This window comes from Natranaeroarchaeum sulfidigenes, from assembly GCF_017094485.1.
Classification (GTDB): domain Archaea; phylum Halobacteriota; class Halobacteria; order Halobacteriales; family Natronoarchaeaceae; genus Natranaeroarchaeum; species Natranaeroarchaeum sulfidigenes.
On sequence record NZ_CP064786.1, the window covers coordinates 1,569,705 to 1,593,951 of the forward strand.

Below are 24,247 nucleotides of genomic sequence, written 5' to 3' on the forward strand. Positions count from 1 at the left end.
CGGTCCTAGAACCGCATCGGAGCCGGACTCATTTCTCTGCTTGTGTTCGTATAGAGCCTGATTGTTGTCGCCAGTTCCGGACGAATCATTGGTTCAACACTCTGCATGTCTACGGCAGCTAAGACTTGTTTCAGATTACCTTCCCAGTCTGGGTTAGTGCTATTCTTTCCTGGTGATTCTCCGAGTTCCATTGCCAGTGTTTTCCACAGGCAGGCTTGGTCGTACAGGTCAGGGTCGTCAGGAAGGTATCCAAGCAACGCTTCGGGGGCAAGCACTACCAACAGGTCACGGTGGCGTGTGAACGAAACATTGATACGGTTTTCCGTCAGCAGAAACTCCTCTTCAGCAGCGATGTAGTTCGGATCCGAGACGGTGGCATTTACAGCCATTAGGTCGCGTTCACCTCCTTGGAACCGATTCACCGTCTCAACTTGGATGTCCTGTACTGTCTCTTCATCACCGTCTTTGGCCTCATCATCACCAACAGCGTACCCTCGTTCCTGTAATAGAGACTGTACTCTCCCTCGCTGAGCGTTATGTGGGGTGACAACCCCAACATCAGCAGTCTCCTCGGTCGCCATAATCAATGCTTCCGTCAATACACTCTCGATGGGGTTCCACTGTTTGTATCCCTCCTTTCCATCATAGGTGAGTAAGGCAACTGTCGTCTCGCCGCTGAAAAGTAAATCAAACGGAGCGTCGGGATCTGATTCAGCGGCGGGGACAGGAGCAGGAGAGCGTCCCGATGTATACGGAATCCCGTCTTTCTCGTAGATGGTTTGCTGCATGAACTGTGCTGTCCACTCGTCGAAACGATAGGTCGTATCCAGCTGCACCAGCGGCAAACACATTGCTTCCGGATCGCGTTTACACGTGACCCACGATTCGTGCTCCTCGTCGAGAACGTCATCGCCTCGGAGGAAGCGGACGTAGTCGAGCGTCGACAGATGAGCGACTGTCGACCGAATATCTCGTCGCCTAACGTCATCCCAGTCTCGCTTTTGTACTGGCGGCAACTGTCGATGATCCCCACCGACGAGAACTTGCCCATCCTCACGGAACCCGCTTCCTGCAAGGAGAAAGTTCGGCAGTTCAAGCATAGAGGCTTCGTCGACAGCCAAGAGATGCCATAATTGCTGTTCAGCCACTGCGCGGTCATCAGGACTTGATCCTGAAGCAAGCTCTTTCAAGAACCGCCATGACCGAGTTGTCGTCGCAAATACCAGCGTAAGTGGCGTATCAGTCGTCCATGCGTCTTCGCTGACTTCCTCGCCATCGCTACCAGTCTTCTGTTCATCCGTATTGAATGCCGAGAGTGCAGATTGTTCGTCTCCAGCGACGCTAAACCCCACCTCTGTTTCAGATGGGTGGGCATCTGCAGCCGCCGATTCCGACATCTCGGTCGGCGGTGACCCGGCTGTCTGCAAACGCTGTATGACCCGACGCACACGTTCGTCGTGGTCATCATTATTGTAATTGGCATAGGTGACACCGTCGATCGGATCTGCGGGTTCCTCTCCGATCCGGACGAGTTCGATATCGAGATTACTGCTACTCAGTGGGCCGTCTTCTTCAGCTTGTGCAAGCAGGTCAGCAGTGTCTGCAAGTACTTCGTCGATGGCCGTGTTCGACGGCGCTGTCACGAGCCCGTTAACACTCACTCCATTCCGAGCTCCGCCATACAGACGAGCGAGCAGGGCCGGTGCCATGGTCGCTGCGGTTTTCCCAGTCCCAGGTGGGCCTTGCAATGCGACTACCTGGCTGGTTGTTTCAGTGATGAATCGCTGCTGTTGTTCACTAGGGTACGTGTCTGCGTCGACATTTTCACGCAGCCAGGTAGCAACTGCCTCCACACCATCCGGTCCGCTCGGTACGGACTCTGTATCATCGACAGTGAACAGCGGCGTAGTCGGGTCGTGAAGCTGTCCGTGACGGATGGCTTCAAGCCGCTGGTGGAGTGCGTTTGTGTCGGCGTGGTCCAGTGCCCGCTGAACACGTTCAGCAGTCAGGTCATCTGTCTGCGGGTCTAGAATCAGCCACTCTCCGGACTCTACGTAGAGGCGGTCATCGCTATTCGACCGGTCGGAATCAGTGGTCCATTTTGCATGCCGTTGGCCGAAGTCCCCGCCGTCATTCCAAAAGTTTCGTAACGAGATCCGAATCCTGTCACTGTCGGTGTCGAGATATTCAACCGTTGCGTTAGCCCCTTTTTCCAGTTTATATGGCTGGCTAGTCTCCGTATTGGTCCGTCCAGGGCGGAACGCATTGGCAACCATCCAAGACCCACTAGAAGTTCCTTGCCCGCCTTTTTGTCGACAGGCCCGTTTCACACGGTCAGCGCCGTCCCCAAAGAGCGTTTGATCGTCATATCTGAGAACTCCTTCAACCTCCAGCGTTATTTGATTCCGTTCTTCGACATCAGTCACATAGACAGGGATGGACTCACCAGAGAGGATCCGTTGAACCGGGAAGTTACGGTACAATTGATACTTTTCCTCGCGGTTGGCTTCGTATTCCTCAACAAGATACTGCTCGGCCCCCTCAGCCAACGTCGGTAACTCAAACGTATCGGTCTCCAACGAGTCAAGTGGATACGGTGCCTTTGTGTACAGTGAATCCCTGTATTGCAGTGACCGTTCCACGTGCTCAAGCACGTCGCACAAATGTCTCCCCAATGTTCTCACATCAGCGAGCGTGATCTCTTCATCTTGGTTATTATCGCGGTACCGATACTGATTCAATTCGAATTCCGCGAGTGCTGACTCGTCGACGCTGTCTTTCGTCGCCCACTGTTCATCGATCCGGCCAACAGCTGCCCAAAGGTATGCCAAGGGGATGGAAGCGCCGAGGCGCATTCGGGTATTGATACCTTTATATCGATCAGACTCGCCAGGATGAACGTCTACACCGACCCTGTCTGGAAGTTCATTAGCGTCATCTTCATCATTGGAATGCGCTCGAAGTCGTTGCTTGGCGTTGCTGACCAATGTGCTTGGATCACCGTCAGGATACGACGCAGAGGCACCAATGTCAAACAGACGACGCGAAAACACATGACGAAGATCGTACGTCGAATCAGACTCTGGCGGTGAGTAAGACCACGAATCCTGATCACGAGCCTTGCTGAATCCACTTGTTCCGCCGGGATGGAGTTCTTGATATGCATGTAGAAGCCCCGGCGATGGTGTCTCCATAATAACGTGAGACTGGACTTCTGGCCGGAGAATCGACACCATTCCATCGTCTGGTTGATCAATCCCCTCAAGCGCCGAGCGGAGGGCACCAACACACTGTTCGTTATGTCGATCGAACGCCTCGATGAGCGTGTCGTACTCCTGCTGCGTATACAAGTAAAAATGCACTGGCGGATCATCATGGGCTGCTGATTCCAGCGACAACTCATCTGCAACAGCGTGAATCGCCTCGAACAGATCCGTAATAAACCGCCTGAACAGCGTTGCTTCCTGTTCATGAGCGATCTCCGTATCTTCTGATGCACCCTCACTAACTACTGAAATGCGTTTAGCTTGCGAATCAGTCGCCGTTGCTGTGACCCGTGCACTCAATTGAACGAGCCGATCTCGAAGGTGGTCATACTGCACGTTGAGATAGACACGAACCATGGACCCGTGCTGAAAGTCGTGAGTACCAGGGGCTTCATCACTGGGCGCATCATCTGGTAGTGAACACCGACCACTTCCCGGAAGCCAGTTCTGCGGCCGATCACTGATTCCCTCCGACCGCCTCTGTAAGGCATCCAGCATCGCTTCCGCCCGGTACACGAGATGAGGCAAGAGCTCGCCGATTCCAGGCGTTCGAGCAAGCTTCTTGTACTGGTCTGATGGGAAACTCACGTCCGGATACTCTGTCGGCCGCCACTGATCGTTATCGGGTGTCCGACCCAGCGCGGCAACCTCGGCGAGCGTCTCAACGCCGTGCTCACGAAGCGTTTGTTGCCGCGAGACGGTCAAGCCCAGAAGCCGGATATCGCCCTGTTCGAATAACTCCGTCACACAGCCCTCATTGTACGGGCACGTCCCACATTTATTGTCAAGTTGAAAATCAACAGCCTGCTCGTCGGTTCTCAAAGCAGTCATGAGTTGGGACCCCGATTCAACAAGACGATGGATATCCGCGATACGAGGCTCCACATCGAATGACGGAATACTCTCCCGAGTGAGCGGTAGTACCGATGTCTCTTGAGTAATCACACCCCCGGAAAGAGACACGTCGCCAGCCGAGATATCCGAGGAGCGTTCAATAAGTTGACGGAGAATCGCAGCGTATGCTGCAGCTTGCACTTGGTGATACACTTTCTCTTCCGTGGTTCGTTTAATATCGATGACGCGAACCTCCGCACCGTCGGCAGTTGACCAAATGAATATGTTATCCGAATCCCCTCGAACCCCCTGCCCGTTGATCGAGCCGACTAAACTCGCCTGATACAGCATGATTGGTTGTTCTTCCCAACTCGCCTCAGCTTGCACGGCAGTCCGAATATGGTGAAGAACATCAGCATGGGTATCTCGAAAAACATCGTCATCGTCAGGATCAGTCAAATCGACTGTCTCCCGTGTATGTCGCTCAGCACGCGTGGTAATATCCGTCTCAAACTCATCACCAGCTGCCGAAAACAGGATATTCAACGGCTCGAACGCTTCCCGGAACTCATTAGCCTCGTGTGAGTCCGTTGCTTCAACCTCTTGGATACGATGCTTAGCGAACCGAGCACACTGACCGTAGCTAATGTACTCCCCGAGAGCCGCTGGCGACAAATATTCCGGAATAGTAGTGGCGTCAAACTCGCTCATGAACTAGGACCACTTGCTTGACTTCTGTCTGAACCTACTTACTTTGTTCGTCCATCAGAGCTCCGATGAACCACGGATGGGTCATCTCCACCGTCTTGCTCCGCTCCTGATCTACCGCAACTCAGAGAGTCGGACACAGAGTCCGGAAGCGTGGAGTAGTGGCCCACAAAGAATATATCTGCGCCAAACACTGGGGCTGCTTCCCGGCACTCGCCGTCTATACTGACAGCTTTTGGGCGTATAATCTATTGGAGGGCGACGGCACGTTCGACCGTGAATACGTCGTCCCTTGGACGGCTAATACGCTGTCGACGACGAGGTCAATGTCAATACCTGCGAGAGGCACGGGTCGGAGGCTCCAGCGAGGGCTCTCGCGTGATGTTGGGAACGCTGGGCCATCACGAGGGATGGACCGGTGACATGACCTCTGCCGGCGTCTCCCCGGGCAATCAGGACTCCGGTGACGATCAGCTCGATACTGACGGCGATTCTGATGACTCCGATGGCGACCCCGAGGATATGATGGCGATCTCGACGACTCCGACCCGGAAGGTGCGAGGACTTCCTCCGACGACGATGACATCCCGGGCTTGGGCGTGACGGGTGCAGTGGCCAGCCTCGCGGATGCCGGCTACTCTTCAGTTGGCGGGTCCGAGACAATTATGAGGGGTAGAGTCACTGTCCCCCCGTCCCCACCGCGAGCATCCGGACCGTGTGGCTCCGATTTGTCGCCGCCTTTCACATAATACGGCTTCCGAGAGTACTCGCGGGCCGTAGGAAGCTGGACAGCATCGTCTTATCAAAACTATCAGTCTATACTATCTTCTCTGAATTTTTTAATGTCAATATCAGTTTCGGTCTCAAGCTTCTGTCGTAGAATCTTGTTAGCGTGAAACCATGAGGCCTCGCGTTTGTTCTTTTCGTATTTTCTATATTCTTTCAGAACCTCCACGATGACTGAGGCCGGCACCTGTTCCTCTAACTGCCGGACTGGTTCCTCGTCATTATTATCTAAAGCCGGCTCTGATTCCCTTGTACCTTTTTCAGTTACACTATCTGAACTCTGTTCATCCGTAGAAGAGGTCTCCAATCTTGAACTGAACTTTTTTGTATCGATGTCTGACGTATCCTCTTTGACCAATGCTTCTCTCAGACGCCGGTGTACTGATTTGATCGGAATTGGATACCCCGGTGGAATATAGAGCTCACCCCGATAATCCCCGGCATTGTGTTCTTCAAGTATGGTATCCGGAACACGCACACCTACTTCTGGAGCTTCCCAACTCCGTTTATATTCTCGAAGCGAGCCCTGGAGTGGTTTTGTCTTGTTGACTTTTTCTTCAAGTATTGAAAGCAGGTCGTTATGAAGACTGCCTAACGCCGAGTGGATCGCTGATTCCTCTGGATAATCTCTTGATAGAATATCAACAAACCTCGACAGATCTGTAAATAGCCAATTCTGCTCGTACGCAAGGATTCGCTCTTCAAAATCTGTTTTCTCAGTCTCTTCTTTATCATCCGTGGATGATCTGTTCTCTGGCGATGTGTCAGACGATGATTTAGTATCACGATCCGGGTCTTCATCCTGGTGATTACTGGGGACAGATGTCCTACGATAACCGCTTTCGATAGCGGCCTGAGCTTCTGATGAGAGAGACTCTGAAATTCTGTCCGGATGAACAAGACAGTTGTCTCCATCAAACGGCAACAGTATTGGACGTTGATATTGATCTGGGTTCCGCTTATGAAGTTCAGCGTCGAAACCTTCCCGCCCAGTACTCCGTAGATGCGTCTCATACGATCCCAAACGGAGAAAACGAGTACCACACCATCGGCAGACAGGGTAATACCTGTACTCGGCATCAAAATCATCTGGATAGATTATATCAACTCCCTCATCCTGTGTTACTGATGCGGAGTCGGGAGCGAAGTTATCAGGGTAAGTGCCTATGCGACCATGTACCCCGCTTTTTTGACAGACGTGGGTGATATATTCAGTTGCCTCAATCACAATTTCGCAGTACTCGCACTCGACATGCGGAACTCTTTCGATGTTTTTAGCTCCCTCTTGCTTATTCGTCGATGTTCGTCTGGAATCATTGGAGTCAGATCCGCTGGTAGAATCTGTAGTGGTTGATTGTCCTTCCTCCTCTTCGGCTTCCTCAGTCAGAAGCGACTCTATATCAATTCCTTTGTTTTGAGCGTATATCCGAATTTCCTCATGCTCTTCTTCAGAGAGTTCAGATTGCTCAAGAAGATATGAGAGCATGGTCTCCCGATCCGAATCAGTAATCGATTGGACCTCTGAACTATCCAAATTCAAATCTAGGAGAGAATCAGGCGGAGTGACCCCAGAGTTATGCGTATATATTAGTCCTAACCGGTGGAGAACATTAAATATCTCCTGCTGTAACTGGTCCTCATCTTCATATTTCAATGTATACAGAATATGTTCAGCGGTCGCAGAAACCTGATAGGTTACAATATTCCCATCGTATCCGTCTCGGAGATAAAGCCCTGACTTCGAACTAGATGGGACGTATTCGTGAACAATAGCCATACTCATCTCAGTATACAGAGACCGTATATATCTGTTGGAGAAATAGAGTGTAGCGTGGCCAAAAAGACCCCAATCAGAACTCATCGACCCTATGCCAGTTCGATAAAACCAACCTACGCAGAAACGAGACATATCCTATAACCGCATCTCGACTCAAAACCAACCTACGCAGAAACGAGTCATATCCTATAACCGCATCTCGACTCAACACCTTCGCAAACTAACTCCGATGTCACGCACAAGCTTATCTGAACAGTAACAGGCTAGGTCTTTTCCAAAGCTGTGGCTCTGTTGAAATCCCGTTCATTAGATACTATTCTCGTTGAAAAGGCCGTCACATAGGACTGCGTATATTGAAAACTAAGAATAATAGTAGCAGATTGTGTAAGCAACTCGTATGGTCGATATCACTGACATGCCAAAAAAGAGACGGAAAATGATTCTATGGGTTGTCGGACTAGGGATAATCTTTTTTTGGACACTGGTTACGGTTATGTTCGAAGTAATCGGACTGGGACAATCAACAGAAGTGTACTCGGCTGCTCCGCTGGTTCGATATATGTCGGCAGTCGGGGTGGTTGCAATCCACTACATTACTTGGGAAATAGCCAGGTCAGGAGATATCAAGGCACCAATTGACCCACGAACAGGACTGATCATATTGATTTGGATTATAGCTCTATTACATGCTGTATTTACAGCCATGGGTCCGGTTAGCGTTCCACCTCACGAATTACCTACTTCACCCTACCAATTCATCGATTGGATTACTATTCCAGCGATCTTCTTTGCTGGAATGGTTTTAAATGAAAAAGAAAATCGGAGCTGATTCAGGTCACAAAGTTTGTTATCGATACTATGTGTACTGCTCGCTGGGTGGGCTCAAGCTATCACCTGCTGAGGAGTTCAACAGAACCAAAGCTGGCATATTATCCGAATCAGGTCATTGAGAAGCTAAGAACCAGACAATAGCCGCTTCGACTACTTCGGAAGTAGCCTCAAAACTATACTCCTCATTTTGTACGATCGCTTCAAGCAGCTGTTGGTACTGCTTGAGATTTGCAATTTCTCTTGATGGGTATCGTTGTTCGCCGATTATTGCACCGATCGCTCCGTCGAGGCTCGACGATGAATCGATTAGCCGATCGGTGCCGACCGAATGCAGGGCCGCTTCGACAGACGCGCTCGCCTCGAAATTCACGATGAATTGCTCGTCACTGTTACCCGAGGCTTCGCCAGCAAGAAGTGCCGTAATATAATCGCCAGTGGCAGACACGATTATGTCGTCAACGGAGTCACCTTCGTCCGCGATCGCAGAGTTACTACTAGCTACGTCAACGAGCTTCACAGCGAGTGGGTTCAGCTCCAATGTGAGTGAATTATCGACATCCACGATATTTGAATCGGTCTCGGAATCAGCCATCGCTCTTGGCGTTACGTCTTCGGTCTCGTTCCGGCTTTGGGGATTTTCAGCCATTATATCAGATTCCGACCCGTTCGACTTCGACGTGTCTGATCCCTCATCAGCGGCATTGGTGGTGGCTTCTACCTTCGATTCCTCATTTGATCCGGTCTCCTCCGTAGCAATGTCGGAGCTGGTATCTTCCCCCGTGTCGGAGGGGCTTTCAGGCTCGGTTGGTTCATCACCACTCTCAGCTTCTTCTTCTTTTGAGCTGGTTTCCGATTCACTTGCTGCGTTTTCTTTCGGTTCGTTTTCTTGATTTGTTTCTCCGGATGTCTCCTCACTGTTCGTGTCCGCGTTCTGTTGAGCAACGTGTTTGCTCGCATCGAGCATCTCAGTGAGATCTTCTTTCGTTAACTCACCCTGTTCGAGTGCATGTTGTAATGCGGGGTCAAGTTCACCACCCACACTGGCACCAGTTGTGCGAACAAGGCCGCCCTTTGGCTGTTTATTGGCGGTTTCAGCGTCTTCTGTTTTCGAGTTAGAGTGATCGGTGTCGTTGGCAGTCATGATTGGTGAGTCAGTCGTTTCGTCAGTTGGTTTGGAGTCTGGTTGGTCGGTTACACTCTCCGGCACATCAGGACTTACCACAGCTTTCGGTCCTTGGTTGAGGAGATCTGCAATTCGTTCCTCGTCGATACCCTCTGCGCCCAGATCAGGAGTATCATGGCGCTCCATCGATGGAACTGAGAAGGAGGCCATGAGTTCTGCACTTGCGAACTGTTGCATGGTTTGATCCGGCTCACCAGCTGTTCCACCGCCCATCCAGGGTGGCTGTTGCCACTGGTTGCCATCAAACAGAAGATACTCGTCTCGATCGCCCGCACCCCAAACAGGGCTCGATAGATCATTGAACGTGTCCTTCGCTCCGTGGCGACGATGAGTGATTACCGTCTCAGTGGGTTGTATCGCGTCGTGAACCTCACGGAGGGTCGATAGCGACGGATGATTCACGAGTTCATAATCATGGACTGTACACTGCCCATTATGAATCGGGTCTTCACCAGAACCAATTAGTTGGACCACACAGGCATTTGGATCCTCGCGGAGGACACCGAAGAGACGACCGCTGCTCCGCTCACGAGGCACCTCTGGACCCGCAATGACAATCGTGCCTGTTTCGAGACACTCGTCAGTATGTTCGAACTTTGGAATCGCTTCGACACCAGGACAGTCGTACTCAAACGCGTCGTAGAGTTTAGCTACGTGACCAACAACTCGAATCGGCACTTGCAGATCATGTTTTTCAACGAGTGCTGACAGTAGATATGCCACCTGAACACCCACAATGCCACTGGTCGTGACGAGTGTTTGGGACCCACCGTGAGCATGTTCTACGGCAGTTCCAAGTGATTCTGTAAGCGAATCTCCGAACTGTTCATTCGTCGCCCCAGTTAAAAAGAGGACGTCGACATCAACAAACCCGTGTGGATCGAACCCTGGAAACCCAGCGGCACTACGACAGGTGAAGTCACCGGTTGCCAATAGGTGATGACTCTGATCACCATCTGTTACGCGAACGAGAAATCCGACTGCTCCGGGTGCGTGGCCAGCCGGAACAGGATGAATCTCAATACCGGTAGCGAGCTCCGTCCACTCGCTAATCGGAGTAACGGCATCGGAGACAGACGTAGAACTGGTCACAGCATACTCGGTCGTTGCGATCTCGAAAACATCACCCAAGATCGCCGCCGTCCACGGCGATGCAAAGATCGGAACATCACCCCGATGTGCAGCGGCGAGTTCTTTGTAATGATCAAGATGAGCATGCGTAAGACAAATTCCTACAAGATCATCCTCTGGCCGCAGAAGCGCATCGACATCAACACCATTTCCGGCATCAACTAGAATACAAGACGCCTCGCCAGTGCTGGATTCAAACCGCAACAAAAACGATTCGTTCCCAGCGGTTGGATTAGCATGATGGAACGATATACGCACATAGCCATGTCTTTCCGCCATCAACATAGTAATTCTGCTGTCAAATGCAGCGTTCGATACACCACCTCCCATCGGTAAGACAAGACGCTGCCACCTATCCAAGTAGGGGTGCCTTTTTTATACCTTCTTATCAACTGACAGGTAATGGTCCGGAAGAGGGGAAAGAATTGGAAGAAACGTAGTCGAGAACTCCGAGAAAAAGAACAGGAGTGTGCAAAGTGCGAGGAAGAATATCCACCATCAGAGTTGGAAACTCATCATCGTACATATTTCCCGGGAGATTGGACCGTGCCAGATTGGGCGCTTGAGCCACTCTGCCATGATTGTCATAGAGAAGTGCATAACGCGTTTTCGGAGACACCTGGAGAGAGATCGAACTTCTTTGAACAGAAGCTGGCGGAATGTAGTTTCAAGTTTGACAAGTGGATGGAGATTTGGAGAAGATTTTGAACAATCGCTCTTTCATACGAGGTCGTCGATGCAGCCGTGGTAGTGTAACAATGGCGTCCAATCATCAAAATCAATTTCACTGGAGATATTCTGGGACCCAGTTCTCTTATCGAGGAATCGTATAATTGCGGGCCATCAACAGGGGGGCTATCAAGAACCGTCCTCAATTACTCGGTCTAGATTAGTGGTTATATGGCTCTGTTGAAGTCCTTAGCAGGTGATAGACTGGGACTATCTTTCGATCAGTACAGCTTATTAATCATCTTCAACCGGAACTAAATCGTGGTGACGAAACTCAATTGGTAGTTTTTCTTTTGAGTCCATATCTCGTAGAGTGTATGAATATGCCTCTGTAGATCGGCCTGTTTCTATACCAAGGTCGTCTGTAAGTACCGCCATGACTTCACAGACTGTATCATGATACTGTCGATCAGCGTCTTCTGGGGCGATATAGACCCGCACTTTTTCGCCCACCGTATAAGGTTTGTTTGAAGGCTGAGGGATATCTTCCATTGACTGCTTTTGAAACGACCACCTGTATCAGTCCATCGCTATGTTTACAGCGAGCATACAGCAGCCGAAGGGTTCTGCCACTCACTATCGCAACGCCAATCCGAGGAACCATTATGGCGTAGCTCTGTCGTTGACAGTGTTCTCGAACGATTCAGAAATCTTCTATCGTATCGCTCTTCGGCGTGGTTCACATTCCAGGGGGCTGATCTGCCCTGCAACTTCGTTATTCATTCGTCGATAAGTGTCATATATGTCCCCTCGAAGATCTCTGTGAGCTGGGGAACGAGGCGGACATGTTCCTCGAATGCCTCCCTAAGTGCAGTATAATACCCGTCCGGCCCCCGTGTCGGATCGAACGAATACGTGGCTTCTGTGAGCACGCGCTTGTTTCCCTTAACTGCTATTTTTGACGAGTCGATGGTGGCTCGCACTTCGTCGCGGTAAGAGTTGAACACCGACTGACACCGGTCCCGGTATGGCTCGTCTGAATTCTTCGGGACATCTGTCCGGAACCGCACTTCGCCTTTCTTCCACGACGATTCCTTCCGAATGTCGTGACGGAACTCAAGTCGGAACGCAGCATCCGACCACCCTTTGACCTGCTTACCGTTTTCGTCAATCCGCCACTCATCTTTGTAGATTTTGCCGTATTTGTCCGCCCCACAGTTCCACGAGTCGTCCCAACTCTCTGGCAGGTACTGTTCCTGAAAGTGGGTTACCCACTCTTCAGTTTGGGTTTCAACCATCCGATCAAACGCCCGATGGACCGTATCGATTGCGTCTTGGTGGGTTAAGTACAGTTCGACGAACTCAGCCTGTTGGGTATCGAATGGTCGGTCGGTCATAGTTTCCTCTCTGAGTGTATCGCGGAAGTCGGCCAATTGCGCTGTGGATTTGCTTGGGTACTGTCCACGGTCTTGCTGGAGAAATGCATCAATCGTCGCCTGCACATCACGCCAATGGAGACGAGAGAACTCTGCTGCTGCCGGTGCTGCGCGTCCCTGCTTGGTCAAGTACACGTACACACGACTCTCCTCAGTATACTCGGATACGACGAGGTCTCCAAGTTGGGTCGAGGTGGCATATTCTTTCGTTTGTTGCCCAGTTTCAGACGCTGTCACTTTGAGTTCGAGACAGACGAACCATTCGTCATCAAGATACAAGAGGAGATCCGGACGACCGCGGTCACTGCTAATTTCTGATTCGACTTGAACTGCGTCGAGGCCCGTGTCATAATATCCACCAAACTCTGTCCGGTCCTCGACAAGCTTCATGAATTCCCGCAAAAAGTCGCTGCCAAAGCCGTGTGGCGCAGACGGGTCGAGAAAATACCGTAAGAGACGATTCCAGTACTTCTCACGAGTTCGTTCACTGATGATATCTAATGTCGTCTGCGGTGGTTCAGGAACCTCTGGAATTGCAGCAAACGCTGCAGCGAAGTCGCCAAGCTGGTTCTCTATCTCCGAAGAGTCCATCCTATGTTCGATTGATATTGATAACGTGGTTTAAAAAATCCACCCGTCTCGTTGATAGTGTTTAGTGGCTCTATTGAAATCCTCATCTTTAGAGAGTTATTCACGTGAATCTACTGTACACTCCACATGCGAACTGACCGGTGAGGAAATAGTAGATAAATATTATATTTAAAATCACATTCAAGGTAGAACGCGCATATCTTGCACTTGAGGGAGCGAACTACCTCATACATATTCACATCTTGTAAAGTATTAGTCGATTGCTTACAGTTCCACAAGCCACAGGCGGACATTACCCGCTCAGGAATATGCTCATTTCCCTTCAACAAAATGGTATGTCGCTGCAGTCTGGGCATTTGAGTATGCGGCAATAGAGTTCGTGGATGGGTCAATAGAGATATGGTCAGCACTTCGCTCGTCTGTCTCTGTGAACTCTGGACGCCGCCAATTTCCATCTCTTCCAATCCCGCTTTCCACTCGCTCTCCGATGTGGCTGGTTTCAGGGTCTAAATCAATCCCAACGCCACCAGACAGGTGATGGTATGCCGTTGGCGGAGCGTCTTGCATTCGAAAGAGGAAGAGGCTTGTGTCGTATCCGAGATGATGAAGGATACCATTTGCAGCGAATCCTTGTGCCTTACAATCCCCTTCTCCATCTCTGAAGAATAATTCAGGGTATGGCACTCGAACCGATTCCGCCACCGTATCCCACGGCTGGGCATAACTTGTTGTGCTGTTGATTAGATTATATGCCGTCCGAACAATAATATCATCATCGTCGGTTAGATTATTCCGTTCAAATACCCCCTGAATCGCATCAGCAATATCAGCGAAAATAGGGCGTTCTAAGTATCTGACGCCACTTACTGACCCCTCGCTTCTCGTGTCAAGATAGTCCTGCCACGCTATCGGGTCATTTTCATGAATCGCCTCTAAGGAATCCATATCCTCAATACTAATGGAATGCTTCACCACAAACGGGATTCTAGGTATTTCTATTTCTTCATAACGGTTTGAAGTTTTTGTATGAAGGTTACTGGGTATAGCGGAAGTGAAAACAAAGTGTTGTTCACCCTCTTCCACCCATGTATGATTATTACCCACTGAGTCAATATTCCGAGATTCTTCTCCGTTCTCTCGATGCGTATAAGCGATAAATGGGCGTTCAACAACATCTTTGATAGTAACTCCTTGGCGACTTTCTAATTCCAACCCGAGTCGCACTCGAAACGCCTGTTCGTTCACTCCTGGGATATCATACCAATAATCCAGTAGTTCGATTTGTACATCGTCAGGACGACCACCTCCATCCACGATTTGAATTTTATCAAGTGTTCTAACATCATCTGGTTCTTCAGACTCAAATTCAGGAGATGTATATTTTTGCGGGACGGCTTGAATAACCAACTCAACAGACTCTTCGAGTTCCCCCCTTACATCAAACTCTACCTCGACAACAGACCATGTTCTTTTTTCGGAACCTCTGTCCGTAGCGCTGCCTCGAACATCAGTAATTTCACCTTCTTGTTCATCATCCCCTGATTCGGGTTCATGGCTGTCATCAGGGCGAGGGTCATCATTTCCATCACCGATACAGCCAGTGATTCCCGCAATCCCTCCGAGAGCAATCGAAGAGACGAAATGACGACGGTTTGGCTGATTCATATCATATATCCGTCTGAGTTTCTCTTATTCTTTTCCACCGCTTCGACACAGAGCGAACGCCGAGTAACTTGGCGTCGAGCCTTTTGGAATACATCTTTCAGGACGAATGAGTGAGTTGAGCGATGATTTGGATGGCTTCTCTTGGTGACTCAACCGCCGTTTTAATCAGATACTCGTCCAACGCTCCGACCTCGTGAATCGTGTATATCGACAGGAGACGAGTCGTCTCATAGTCTCTATATTCGTAGCAGGTCGTTCCGTCTCGACGCCAAAACCGAGGATCGGTGCGATATCCGGGAGCTCTTTGACAAGTTTCCGATACAGCTCTCTTTCCATATGAGTGTTGACAGGCCGGTAAAGAATACGATTTCGAAACACAAAACGTGACTCCACTGAACTCGACCTCTGCATGTTTCACCGGTCTTCTGACGGATTCAATATGCGTTCCTACTCACCACGGCACATGTGCTCCTTCTATTGGGTGGTATTCGACCTGTGAGAACCTTTCTCTTACACGTTTTTCAAAGTGGAATTTTCGCTATCGGTCTGTATCCGAATGCTTTCTCGTGTCCTCCCGTCTGCTGTGACCATAAGCTGTAGTTGTCCGTGACCCCAATCGTCGTTGCCTACTTCTACAATTTCTGGGTACTCAACGTGATCAGGAGACACAGCGGGTGTAAAACACAGCGTTCCCCGAGCACTCTCAGGATCATCTACGTCGGAAGGGGAGAGTTCATAGGTACTTACGTCACCCAACTGCCCAGAAATTGAGGTCATACAGCCTCATAGGTAGATCTCATTGATAAAGGAACACGCTACTGCAACCCGACCCATCTAGAGAATGCTATGCGTTGTGCACAGGTCTTCCAATGGGCCTCAGTACTATCCTCGCAACCTCTGGAAATCGGAGTGATTCCATTACGCGAGACACTCACGGAACATTGACCGTCTTTGACCACAACTGCAACGATCCGTCAGTATTCACCGTGGTCTCTCTGACGATCTGAATGCCGTCAACGGTGTATCTTTATGAATCTCGTGCGTGTTAGTTTCCGTCAATATGGTTACCACACCCGAATCTGTAGATCTTGAGGACCTAATCGATCGATACGTTACAGAGCATGACTGGGAACAAGACAAAGCTCATGTGCAAAATACGTCTGAAGCAATTCGCACGTTAGTCCGGTCAATCGTCGAAAGCGGGTCTGTCGACGAACCAGCCATGCGGACAGTGTACAATCTGTGTCAGAACGATAACGCGCTGAAACCGGAGACCAAGCAGAAGCAGATTGACAATCTCGCTATTGACGCTGACGCGAAAACCGAAATCAAGGACCGAATCGAACAAGGAACCGGGATCATCGGGAAAGGGACGTACTCGGTGCCGATCGAAGGTCACGAGGACGCAGTGTTCAACTTTCTCTCAACAACCATCAACTCCGATGACCGTACTGAAATCGATGCAGCAATCGAAGAATTCGCCGCACAAGACATTGAAGGCATACAAAACGGGATTCTCTCACCGATACTCTACTTTCTTCACCCTACTAAATACCCGATCAGTAACGACCGTTCACGCACGGGGATGCAGACGATTTTCGATTATGAGATGTCCGGGCTACTCAAATCCTACCTCGACGAAGTCGAGAGATTCTACGAAGTACGTGCTGAGCACCCGTTCAAAGAGGATTTTAGACACCTGGATAGCTTCTTCAACTGGATCGAACAACAGGACACACCAGCGACCGGAACAACAACAACACCAAGCATTCAGATCCCCAACGATGCAGCTGTCTATTGGGTTAACCAGCACAATCAGCCTGAAATTGAGGAGGGATACCTCAGAGCAAAGACCGATGGCCTCTGGCATCACAACTTGACGAAACTATCCGTCGGCGACATAGTGTTCCACAACTTTGACAATGAACTCATTGGCGTTTCCACTGTGGCTGGCGGTGCTGAAACGTACACAGCACAGGGAGAAGAATACTATCGAGTTGACGTTGATTTGCGGTCGTTCGACGAGCCGATACCTGTTGACGATGAGTTGAAAACGACTCTCGGGCAGGATGAGTATCGGTTAGACAAATATTATCCAATCGATAAGAACTCACATCTCAACGAGGCATACCTGACGAATCTATCCCAGTCTGCGGCGGAGTTTCTGTTGAGTTTGAAAGACGAATTTGATACCATCCCCCCGTTAGACGATTCGGTCAGAGACGGTGTTTCACAGGACGCGATCGATCAACTCGCTATGAAACTCACCGCTCCAGAAATCGAAGTCACCATCCCTGATAGTCTCTACTTCGACGACGGGGACCGACTTCGCCGCGAAATCGAAGCGTCACTGCGTTCCGGCAAACACATCATTTTCACTGGCCCGCCAGGCACCGGGAAAACCAAACTCGCCAAAGCGATCTGCGAGACCGCAACGACGTACGATCAAGTCGATGACTACCGGTTCACCACAGCGACTTCCGAATGGACTGCGTTCGACACGATCGGCGGATACGTCCCTTCGACAAGCGACGGCGGGCAGGAACTCCTCTTCGAACCGCGGCTCTTCCTGAAATGCTTCCGCCAGGACCGTGTCGTCAACGAGTGGCTCATCATTGACGAAATCAACCGATCAGACATCGACAAAGCCTTCGGTCAACTCTTCTCCGTCCTCTCCGGGGACTCAACCGAACTCCCGTACGAACGCGAACGAACGGTCGAACTCCGATCACTCTCCGAATCCACCTCGCAAGAGGACCTCGAAGACATCATTGCAAACCCAGACGCGTTCCCCGTCACCCCGTCATGGCGACTCATCGCTACGATGAACACGTACGACAAAACCTCGCTGTACGAAATGTCGTACGCGTTCATGCGACGGTTCAACTTCGTCCACGTCGGCGTCCCGCCGCTCACCACCGACGACGGCGTTCGCACCTCGATTCTGGACCCGAACGGAACAAACAATTACGCGACTGCATGGCTCGCTGATGACCCGTCACTCCGGGCTGTCCTCGAAGACATGTATCCTGTCGTGGCAGTCCTGTGGCAACGTATCAACGAACACCGCGTCATCGGCCCGTCAATCGTGTACGACATCATCCGGTACCTCGACTCCTACGACGACACCGGCGGCACACGTACCGACGCGCTCACGTCCGCGATGGTTTCACTCGTCTACCCACAGCTCGAAGGGATGCGACCCGATGATCAAAAACGGTTGATCCGGTCACTCACAGGCACAGGTATCGACACTGACAATGGAGACGTTGACCTTGACTTAGACGGGGAACGATTGAAAACGAAAGCCGCTGACTTCTTCGGGATCAGTTTCGACGATGACGCGTAGCCTGACTGCCGACACGCTCGTCGACGCCACCACCGAAGAACTCGCTACGTATCTCCGAAGCGGTGCGATCAACACACGTGCGCTAACGGAGTCGATCGACTACGAAGGCCTCGACATCGACGACTGGGATCGAATCAAACGCATTCATTTCTGCCTGAACGCAGACGTTCACGACTTCGTCAACAAACTCCCGGAACGTGTCCGCCGGGTCAAAACCGAAAATCAACGACAGCACGTCGACACGCGGGGAGAAATCCGCGGCTCGATCAACTGGAGCGGGACGCTTCGCACCTGGTCGGACAGCGGCTACGCCGACCGGAGCCGCTTCGTCTGCGATACACCATATACTGAGTACGATATTGCGGAAAACCGCGTGCTAAAACGCCTGCTCTGGCAGATCCACCGTACCGTCACAACGGATCTCCGCGGTGTCGAGTATGACTGGCGTCGCCAGTACTGGACCGACGACCAGATCGACCGGTTTTCCCGGCTCTACAAGCAAAACGTTCACCTGAACCGGATCGCTGCAGGGCAACACATCTCCGTGACCGACCAAGATCTCACGGCTGCACGCCGCTCCCGCCTTGACCTGTACACGGAAGCCTACGAACTCCTCGACCGATACCAGCGATTACAATCAGATGGCCCTGTTGAAATCCTTAGTGAGTTACAGGTTCAGTCGGTAGTTTGAGTAGATGCAGACTCTCCCAAAGTCTCGGTTGCTCCGATTTGTCGAGGAAGTACTTCAGTTAGCGAAACGTGCCGTAGCTCGATACTCCTCGAAGTTCTCGAAACAACGCTACACGCTCCATCAGCACATCGTTCTCCTCTGTCTCAAGGTTCGGAAGAACACGACCTATCGTACACTCCTCGACGAACTCATCGAAATGCCCCGTATCCGGAACGCGATCAATCTCACTGAACTGCCTGCTCCATCAACACTGTGCAAGGCGTTCGATAGACTCGATATGGCTGTCTGGCGAGTGCTGCTCAATCTCTCTGTTTCACTGCTCCCGACCAACGGCGTTGCAGGGATTGATGCGTCGTGATTCGACCGCAGTCACGCCTCGAAACACTACACGAAACGAGCCAAACTCACGATTCAGCAACTAAAAGTAACACTGCTGGTCGATTCCAAAGTGAACGCAGTCCTTGATTTGCACGTGACGACGACACGGAAACACGATAGCCAGATCGCTCCGTCGCTGATCAAACGCAACGCCGAGACTATCGACATTCTGCTCGGGGACAAAGGCTACGACGACCAGAAAATCAGACGACTTGCCCGTCAACACGAGATTCGTCCACTAATCAAGCATCGTGAATTCACACCGCTTCACAAGGCATGGAATGCACGCTTAGACGCCGACCTCTACGGCCAACGGAGTCAATCAGAGACAATCAACTCAACACTCAAGCGAAAGTACGGTGCATTCGTTCGCTCACGCCGCTGGTGGAAACAGTTCCGTGAACTCGCTCTTGCGTGTATCGTCCACAATCTTGACCAAGCAATCTAACGACCAGTACAGGTGATGGCATTACCGAAGTAGGTACGCGCCTCTCGAAAAGGGGTCAGAAACCATCTCCTGAATACAGAAATCAAACTAGTCGGAAAAAAAAGCTGGAATACCAAACTGTATTATACTTTTAAAACAACAATAAGCTGCATTATGTATCATGGTTTCGGATTAGCTCATATTAGCCATCTTGTATTATTTGGGCTAACGGCGCTGGCCTGTTTCGGTATGGTCGTTCGTGTCCGAACACAGATCGATGATCCGGACGTGCAATGGGGTTTAGCGAGCCTCTTGGCTCTGTGCGGGTTCTGGTCGGCATTTAGCCTCGGTCGTCTCAGCGTACCACTTCCCGAACTCAAACTCACATTTTATATGCTCGGATTGATCGTCGGGTTGTCCACCGTCGGTGCGTGGCTGTATTTTTGTTCAGCATTTACTGGTCGTACGTACCACCAAGAATCGATATATCGCTGGACTGCGTTCAGTCTATTCCTGATAATCGTTGCGGTGAAGGTCACTTCTCCGATTCACGGACTCTACTTCACAACGAGTAGTCCCACTTCCACGGAACTCGTGATTGAACTTGGGACTGTCCATTGGGTCGTCGCTGGGTTCGCATATGCCCTCTCAGCGATTGGGTTTTACATGTTGTTTGATTTGTTCAAAGAGTCTAACTACGTGACCACGAAATTGAGCGTGCTAGTCGGACTCGCCGGGGTATCTGGTGTGTTCACCGTGTATGCCTATCTGAACCCGACCATCTCCACAGTGAGTTACGAGCCCGTCGGCGTGGCTCTGTTTGCACTTGGGGTACTCAACTTCGCAGATGGGACGTTTCTCGCAGTCCAGCGATTCGGTCGTGAACAACTGATTGACGAACTCAACGAGGCGATTATTATTCTCGACAGTGATGGGATCATCCAAGACGTAAACGATCCCGCCCGGCGATTGTTCCCTTCGCTGTCGGATGCAATTGGAAAGTCCGTAGCGACGGAAGTACCCGAACTCACAGAGTATCTCTCTGTCGAATCACCTCAGGTAATCACGGTCAGTAGATCCAACGTAGAGAAACACTATCTGTTATCAACACAGACACTAACCGCCGGTGAGACAATAATCGGGCGGACAGTCGTGTGCACCGACATTACCGAACTCGAACGGCAGCGCGGCGAGATTAAACGCCATAGGAACCAACGAAATGAGTTCGCAGAAGCGATTACACACGAACTGCGGAACGCAATCAACGTCACCAATGGCCACCTCGAATTAGTACAGACGCATCTCAACTCGGAGGAAGACAGTCAGACTGCTAACAGCCTCAATATAGCCGTGTCTATGACGGATCGGATGGAACAAATCGTGTGCAATCTGGCGATGATCGCGGAGTACGGCCAGCCGGTTGAGGAGACGTTATCGGTCGATCTCGGAACCATTGCTCAGGAAGGCTGGGAGATGACCTCGTCGTCGAACGAATTCCTACAGGTGCCAACCAGCGAGATGGTTGAGGCGGATCCGACTCGTCTCAAAAAGCTCTTCGAGACGCTGTTTACTTTTTGCCTCAGCAACGGGGCGACTGAGGTTAAAATTGAAGTCATGGACGGAACCATTGTCGTCACTGATAATGGAAAACCACTAACAGAGACGGACGCTGAAAGAGCATTCGCATACGGGGAGGCCGTTCCCGACGCCAAATCAGGAATGCAGCTTCCGGTCGTACGAACGCTTGCTGACGCGCACGGATGGAACGTAACGATTGAGACGGCTTATCAAGGGGGAGTTCGTATTCGGATCGTGACATAACGATCTATTCCTGTACGGTCAACACGCACGTGTAGTATGCAGTAGATTCACGTGAACAATTCTCTAAAGAAGAGGATTTCAACAGAGCCAATCAGATCAGTTCGATCCAGACATCACCAAGCTCCTGACCGAGACACTCATCATCCCAACGTCCACCCCAACACTGTTCGAACTCTTCTGTGTCTTTCGTATTCTCCGATACCTCAACGACGAAACCCCCGGCGTCCAACTCCGCCCAATCGCTGGCGAAACTACCGCTCTGGCACAGCTCAAAACCGCCGACCGACGCATCGACATTTACCACGACCAGAACGGCGCGATCGAATTCCACGAAACCCTTGATCCAAACGTTCAACCCACTCATCCGACGTTCAAACGGTACCAGGATGCACTCGTCGACTACACCGACGCGCTTCGAGGGTTGACCGGAACCGACAAAGCCCCGGTCCTGTATCGAGGACGCCCCGACATCGTCATCGAAATCTACGACACGAGCACCTCGGACGCCGAACTCGTGTCCGTACTCATTGGTGAGGTCAAATATTCGTCCTCAGCACAAACCTTCCGACAAGGACTCGAAGAACTGGCCACCTACCGACGGTTTGCGCATCACGATGGCTACATTGTCGACGACCCAACGGTATCACTCAGCAGTTTCCTCGTAACCAACGGGTATTCCACAACCGGCACTGCCGACGAGCTCACGCATCTCAACGGGAGCGAGTTACTCACCGATGATGTCGAGGTACTCCGTTCGTTCGCTACTGACCTGCTCGTGACACGCCCTACGAAATAACTGTACGCCGATCCAGACCAAAACCACCCCCAAACATATAAACCATCAGCATTCAGTGGCACATGATGGTAAATCAAAACAACCGTGAAGCGCAAAATTGTACTGATGGTCAGTCTGGCGGTGCACTGCTACCGCCTGCCGCGCATGACCTGACTATCGTCGAGCAGACGCCAAAGCTAGATCTCGACACCTGCGGAGTATACTGGGTCAAACGCACATGTACCCGCGACGGATGCCAAGACGAGTTTACAGGACTAGTACCTATCGGACAGACCATCGGTGGCGAACAGAATTACAAAGCAATAGCCTACGAACTATACGAATCGCACTACGATACCCCACGTCAGATTTCGTACCCAGCAGTACAAACATTAGTACAGACAGCAGACCGAGCACACAGAACCGCCATCACAAACAACCTCTGCGATGCTGCAAAGCTTGGCCGCCTTGACGCCGAAGAAGACCGGCCCAAGCGAACCAAACAGGACGTGGTCGACACAGCACTCACCGACGATCCGACGTACTGAACCTCTGGTCTAATTCCTGCTCTACTGGACCTACACTTAGAACCGAATCAGTAATCGTTAGTGTCTAACCGATCGAACATTCGATGAGCTGAATTCTCTCACCAGCAGTCACCCTCATGCGTGAACAGAAAGAGTAGCAGCGGCTCACCGCTGCTTAGGAACTTCGGGAAGGTTAGAAGACCCAAGTACAGATTGCCAATGATCACGGTGCCTCTCATCGAGCGGTTTCACACTGGAAATCGACGGTGGAAGAAGGAACAGAGAGTCCCACACCAACAAACGATATTGCCTTACTCCGTACAGCTTGGTAGTGATCTAATCGACGGGAGACTCTACTTTCAACTTCGTTAGAATCCAACTCCCAAAACACGCTAGGCCACCAACATGAGCTCGTCAATTCGACCGATACGTCACACCCACGCGAGTGCCGCGTTGTGTTGTTCAAGATACTCCGGGTCCAGACTCTCATCAGGGAGTGGGATTCGCTCACCTTCTTGCTCGATAATCGTTCGTTGCAAGAGTTCACTTTCCGTCTCGAACGACGGATTCACGTGCAACCGGTAGTCCCGGTCGATCGTGAATAGTTCCCGGTCGAACGCAGCGTGATGCGTTTTACTCAACGGGAGCACGTTCGTCAAATCCGCCCGGTACTTCGGATACTCACTCCACGACAGCACGTGCGCCACGTCCAACAACCCTGGATGATCAACACCCGAAACCGGGCACTCCCGGTCATGACGCGAAATCACCGTCGCACGGAACTCAGGATCAACCGCACGAGCGTGGATTGTCGTCGCGTACGTCCCAGCAACCATTTCACCCTCTTTCGGTGTCGACATCCATTCAGAGTCAGCCCACTCCACAACAGCGCCCTCGACGAACCGTAGGCCGTCCTCCGTCAACGCGTACTCGTCGCCGCGCTTCTCAACGAGCCCCATACTCCGCAACCAGTTCGTCCGTTGTTTCGCCATATCCGTCTCTCCACGACTCCATCCCAGCTCTGGGTGTGTATCCAACTGCTGGTGACTGACCTCAGCGATCGTCATCGGCCCAGCAGAGAGCGCATATAGAAGACTTCGCAAGCCAACATTCCGATCACACATGATCCGCAGCAGCGTCTCCGTATCGCCGTTCTGAATGTAGTCCCGGCCCGCATCACCGAGTCGCCACTGCTCACCAACCTGTTCAATGAAGCCAACCTGTTGCAAGTAGGAAATCCGCCGCATAATCGAGTCTCGACTCGACACGTTCGCAAACTGGCCGCGGTGCCACCCTACGAGCTCGTCAGTTGTCGGCCTATGAGCCTCTACGAACGACACAAGCGCATCCAACGTTTCGACGTACCGGGTTGCACCGCCGAACATCGGTACGATACTACGGA

The 24,247-nt window shown here is 51.2% G+C and carries 14 protein-coding genes and 1 pseudogene; 7 read left to right on the forward strand and 8 right to left on the reverse strand.

What is annotated here, in order from left to right:
• Positions 1–5: 5 nt before the first annotated feature.
• Complete coding sequence (locus tag AArcS_RS08245) at positions 6–4,811, reverse strand: bifunctional RecB family nuclease/DEAD/DEAH box helicase (protein ID WP_238476933.1); 4,806 nt, start codon at positions 4,809–4,811, stop codon at positions 6–8.
• Between the two features lie 375 nt (positions 4,812–5,186).
• Here AArcS_RS08245 and AArcS_RS08255 point away from each other — a divergent pair, with 375 nt between their 5' ends.
• Entirely contained in the window at positions 5,187–5,411 is a 225-nt protein-coding gene (locus tag AArcS_RS08255; RefSeq protein WP_238476934.1) for a hypothetical protein, read from the forward strand.
• A gap of 208 nt (positions 5,412–5,619) precedes the next feature.
• On the opposite strand, the gene AArcS_RS08260 is transcribed toward AArcS_RS08255, so the two are convergent.
• Positions 5,620–7,371, reverse strand: coding sequence for a hypothetical protein (locus tag AArcS_RS08260; RefSeq protein ID WP_238476936.1), 1,752 nt, complete (start codon positions 7,369–7,371; stop codon positions 5,620–5,622).
• A gap of 397 nt (positions 7,372–7,768) precedes the next feature.
• Between AArcS_RS08260 and AArcS_RS08265 the strand changes: the two genes are divergently transcribed.
• Positions 7,769–8,200: a hypothetical protein gene (locus AArcS_RS08265; RefSeq protein WP_238476937.1), complete on the forward strand. Its 432-nt coding sequence runs from the start codon at positions 7,769–7,771 to the stop codon at positions 8,198–8,200.
• A gap of 114 nt (positions 8,201–8,314) precedes the next feature.
• Here the strand turns inward: AArcS_RS08265 and AArcS_RS08270 are convergent, their stop codons facing one another.
• The 4 genes from AArcS_RS08270 to AArcS_RS08285 form a co-directional block, all read right to left on the reverse strand.
• Complete coding sequence (locus AArcS_RS08270; protein WP_238476938.1) at positions 8,315–10,801, reverse strand: MBL fold metallo-hydrolase; 2,487 nt, start codon at positions 10,799–10,801, stop codon at positions 8,315–8,317.
• 678 nt (positions 10,802–11,479) lie between these two features.
• Positions 11,480–11,737 (reverse strand): DUF8139 family protein, encoded by a 258-nt coding sequence (locus AArcS_RS08275; protein ID WP_238476940.1) that lies wholly within the window; start codon positions 11,735–11,737, stop codon positions 11,480–11,482.
• Positions 11,738–11,964: 227 nt separating this feature from the next.
• On the reverse strand, positions 11,965–13,212 hold the full coding sequence (locus tag AArcS_RS08280) for a PD-(D/E)XK nuclease family protein (protein WP_238476941.1): 1,248 nt from the start codon (positions 13,210–13,212) through the stop codon (positions 11,965–11,967).
• A 312-nt stretch (positions 13,213–13,524) separates the two neighbouring features.
• A complete protein-coding gene (locus AArcS_RS08285) occupies positions 13,525–14,877 on the reverse strand; it encodes a hypothetical protein (RefSeq protein ID WP_238476942.1) in 1,353 nt (450 codons plus the stop codon).
• A 1,222-nt stretch (positions 14,878–16,099) separates the two neighbouring features.
• Here AArcS_RS08285 and AArcS_RS08290 point away from each other — a divergent pair.
• The 4 genes and pseudogenes from AArcS_RS08290 (at position 16,100) to AArcS_RS08305 (ending at position 21,543) form a co-directional block, all read left to right on the forward strand.
• A complete protein-coding gene (locus tag AArcS_RS08290; protein WP_238476943.1) occupies positions 16,100–18,226 on the forward strand; it encodes an AAA family ATPase in 2,127 nt (708 codons plus the stop codon).
• Positions 18,216–18,917, forward strand: coding sequence for a hypothetical protein (locus AArcS_RS08295; protein WP_238476945.1), 702 nt, complete (start codon positions 18,216–18,218; stop codon positions 18,915–18,917). The genes AArcS_RS08290 and AArcS_RS08295 overlap by 11 nt, the downstream gene beginning before the upstream one ends.
• Positions 18,918–18,921: 4 nt before the next feature.
• Positions 18,922–19,743 (forward strand): annotated as a pseudogene (locus tag AArcS_RS08300) (IS5 family transposase).
• Positions 19,744–19,896: 153 nt separating this feature from the next.
• On the forward strand, positions 19,897–21,543 hold the full coding sequence (locus AArcS_RS08305) for a histidine kinase N-terminal 7TM domain-containing protein (protein ID WP_259372664.1): 1,647 nt from the start codon (positions 19,897–19,899) through the stop codon (positions 21,541–21,543).
• Positions 21,544–21,634: 91 nt separating this feature from the next.
• Here the strand turns inward: AArcS_RS08305 and AArcS_RS08310 are convergent, their stop codons facing one another.
• A complete protein-coding gene (locus AArcS_RS08310) occupies positions 21,635–21,907 on the reverse strand; it encodes a hypothetical protein (RefSeq protein WP_238476947.1) in 273 nt (90 codons plus the stop codon).
• Between the two features lie 57 nt (positions 21,908–21,964).
• Between AArcS_RS08310 and AArcS_RS08315 the strand changes: the two genes are divergently transcribed.
• Positions 21,965–22,339 carry a hypothetical protein gene (locus AArcS_RS08315; RefSeq protein ID WP_238476948.1) on the forward strand — a complete coding sequence of 125 codons (375 nt, stop codon included), beginning with the start codon at positions 21,965–21,967 and terminating at the stop codon, positions 22,337–22,339.
• A 937-nt stretch (positions 22,340–23,276) separates the two neighbouring features.
• Here AArcS_RS08315 and AArcS_RS08320 read toward each other — a convergent pair.
• On the reverse strand, positions 23,277–24,230 hold the full coding sequence (locus AArcS_RS08320; RefSeq protein WP_375139656.1) for an HNH endonuclease: 954 nt from the start codon (positions 24,228–24,230) through the stop codon (positions 23,277–23,279).
• Positions 24,231–24,247 lie beyond the last annotated feature (17 nt).

Bases quoted from the DNA above. Each gene is read 5' to 3' on its own strand.
- AArcS_RS08285 (WP_238476942.1), bottom strand. From the start codon at position 14,877: ATGAATCAGCCAAACCGTCGTCATTTCGTCTCTTCGATTGCTCTCGGA.
- AArcS_RS08310 (WP_238476947.1), bottom strand. From the start codon at position 21,907: ATGAGTGGGTTGAACGTTTGGATCAAGGGTTTCGTGGAATTCGATCGC.
- AArcS_RS08245 (WP_238476933.1), bottom strand. From the start codon at position 4,811: ATGAGCGAGTTTGACGCCACTACTATTCCGGAATATTTGTCGCCAGCG.
- AArcS_RS08320 (WP_375139656.1), bottom strand. From the start codon at position 24,230: ATGTTCGGCGGTGCAACCCGGTACGTCGAAACGTTGGATGCGCTTGTG.
- AArcS_RS08275 (WP_238476940.1), bottom strand. From the start codon at position 11,737: ATGGAAGATATCCCTCAGCCTTCAAACAAACCTTATACGGTGGGCGAA.
- AArcS_RS08260 (WP_238476936.1), bottom strand. From the start codon at position 7,371: ATGGCTATTGTTCACGAATACGTCCCATCTAGTTCGAAGTCAGGGCTT.
- AArcS_RS08305 (WP_259372664.1), top strand. From the start codon at position 19,897: ATGTATCATGGTTTCGGATTAGCTCATATTAGCCATCTTGTATTATTT.
- AArcS_RS08290 (WP_238476943.1), top strand. From the start codon at position 16,100: ATGCGGACAGTGTACAATCTGTGTCAGAACGATAACGCGCTGAAACCG.
- AArcS_RS08265 (WP_238476937.1), top strand. From the start codon at position 7,769: ATGGTCGATATCACTGACATGCCAAAAAAGAGACGGAAAATGATTCTA.
- AArcS_RS08280 (WP_238476941.1), bottom strand. From the start codon at position 13,212: ATGGACTCTTCGGAGATAGAGAACCAGCTTGGCGACTTCGCTGCAGCG.
- AArcS_RS08295 (WP_238476945.1), top strand. From the start codon at position 18,216: ATGACGCGTAGCCTGACTGCCGACACGCTCGTCGACGCCACCACCGAA.
- AArcS_RS08270 (WP_238476938.1), bottom strand. From the start codon at position 10,801: ATGTTGATGGCGGAAAGACATGGCTATGTGCGTATATCGTTCCATCAT.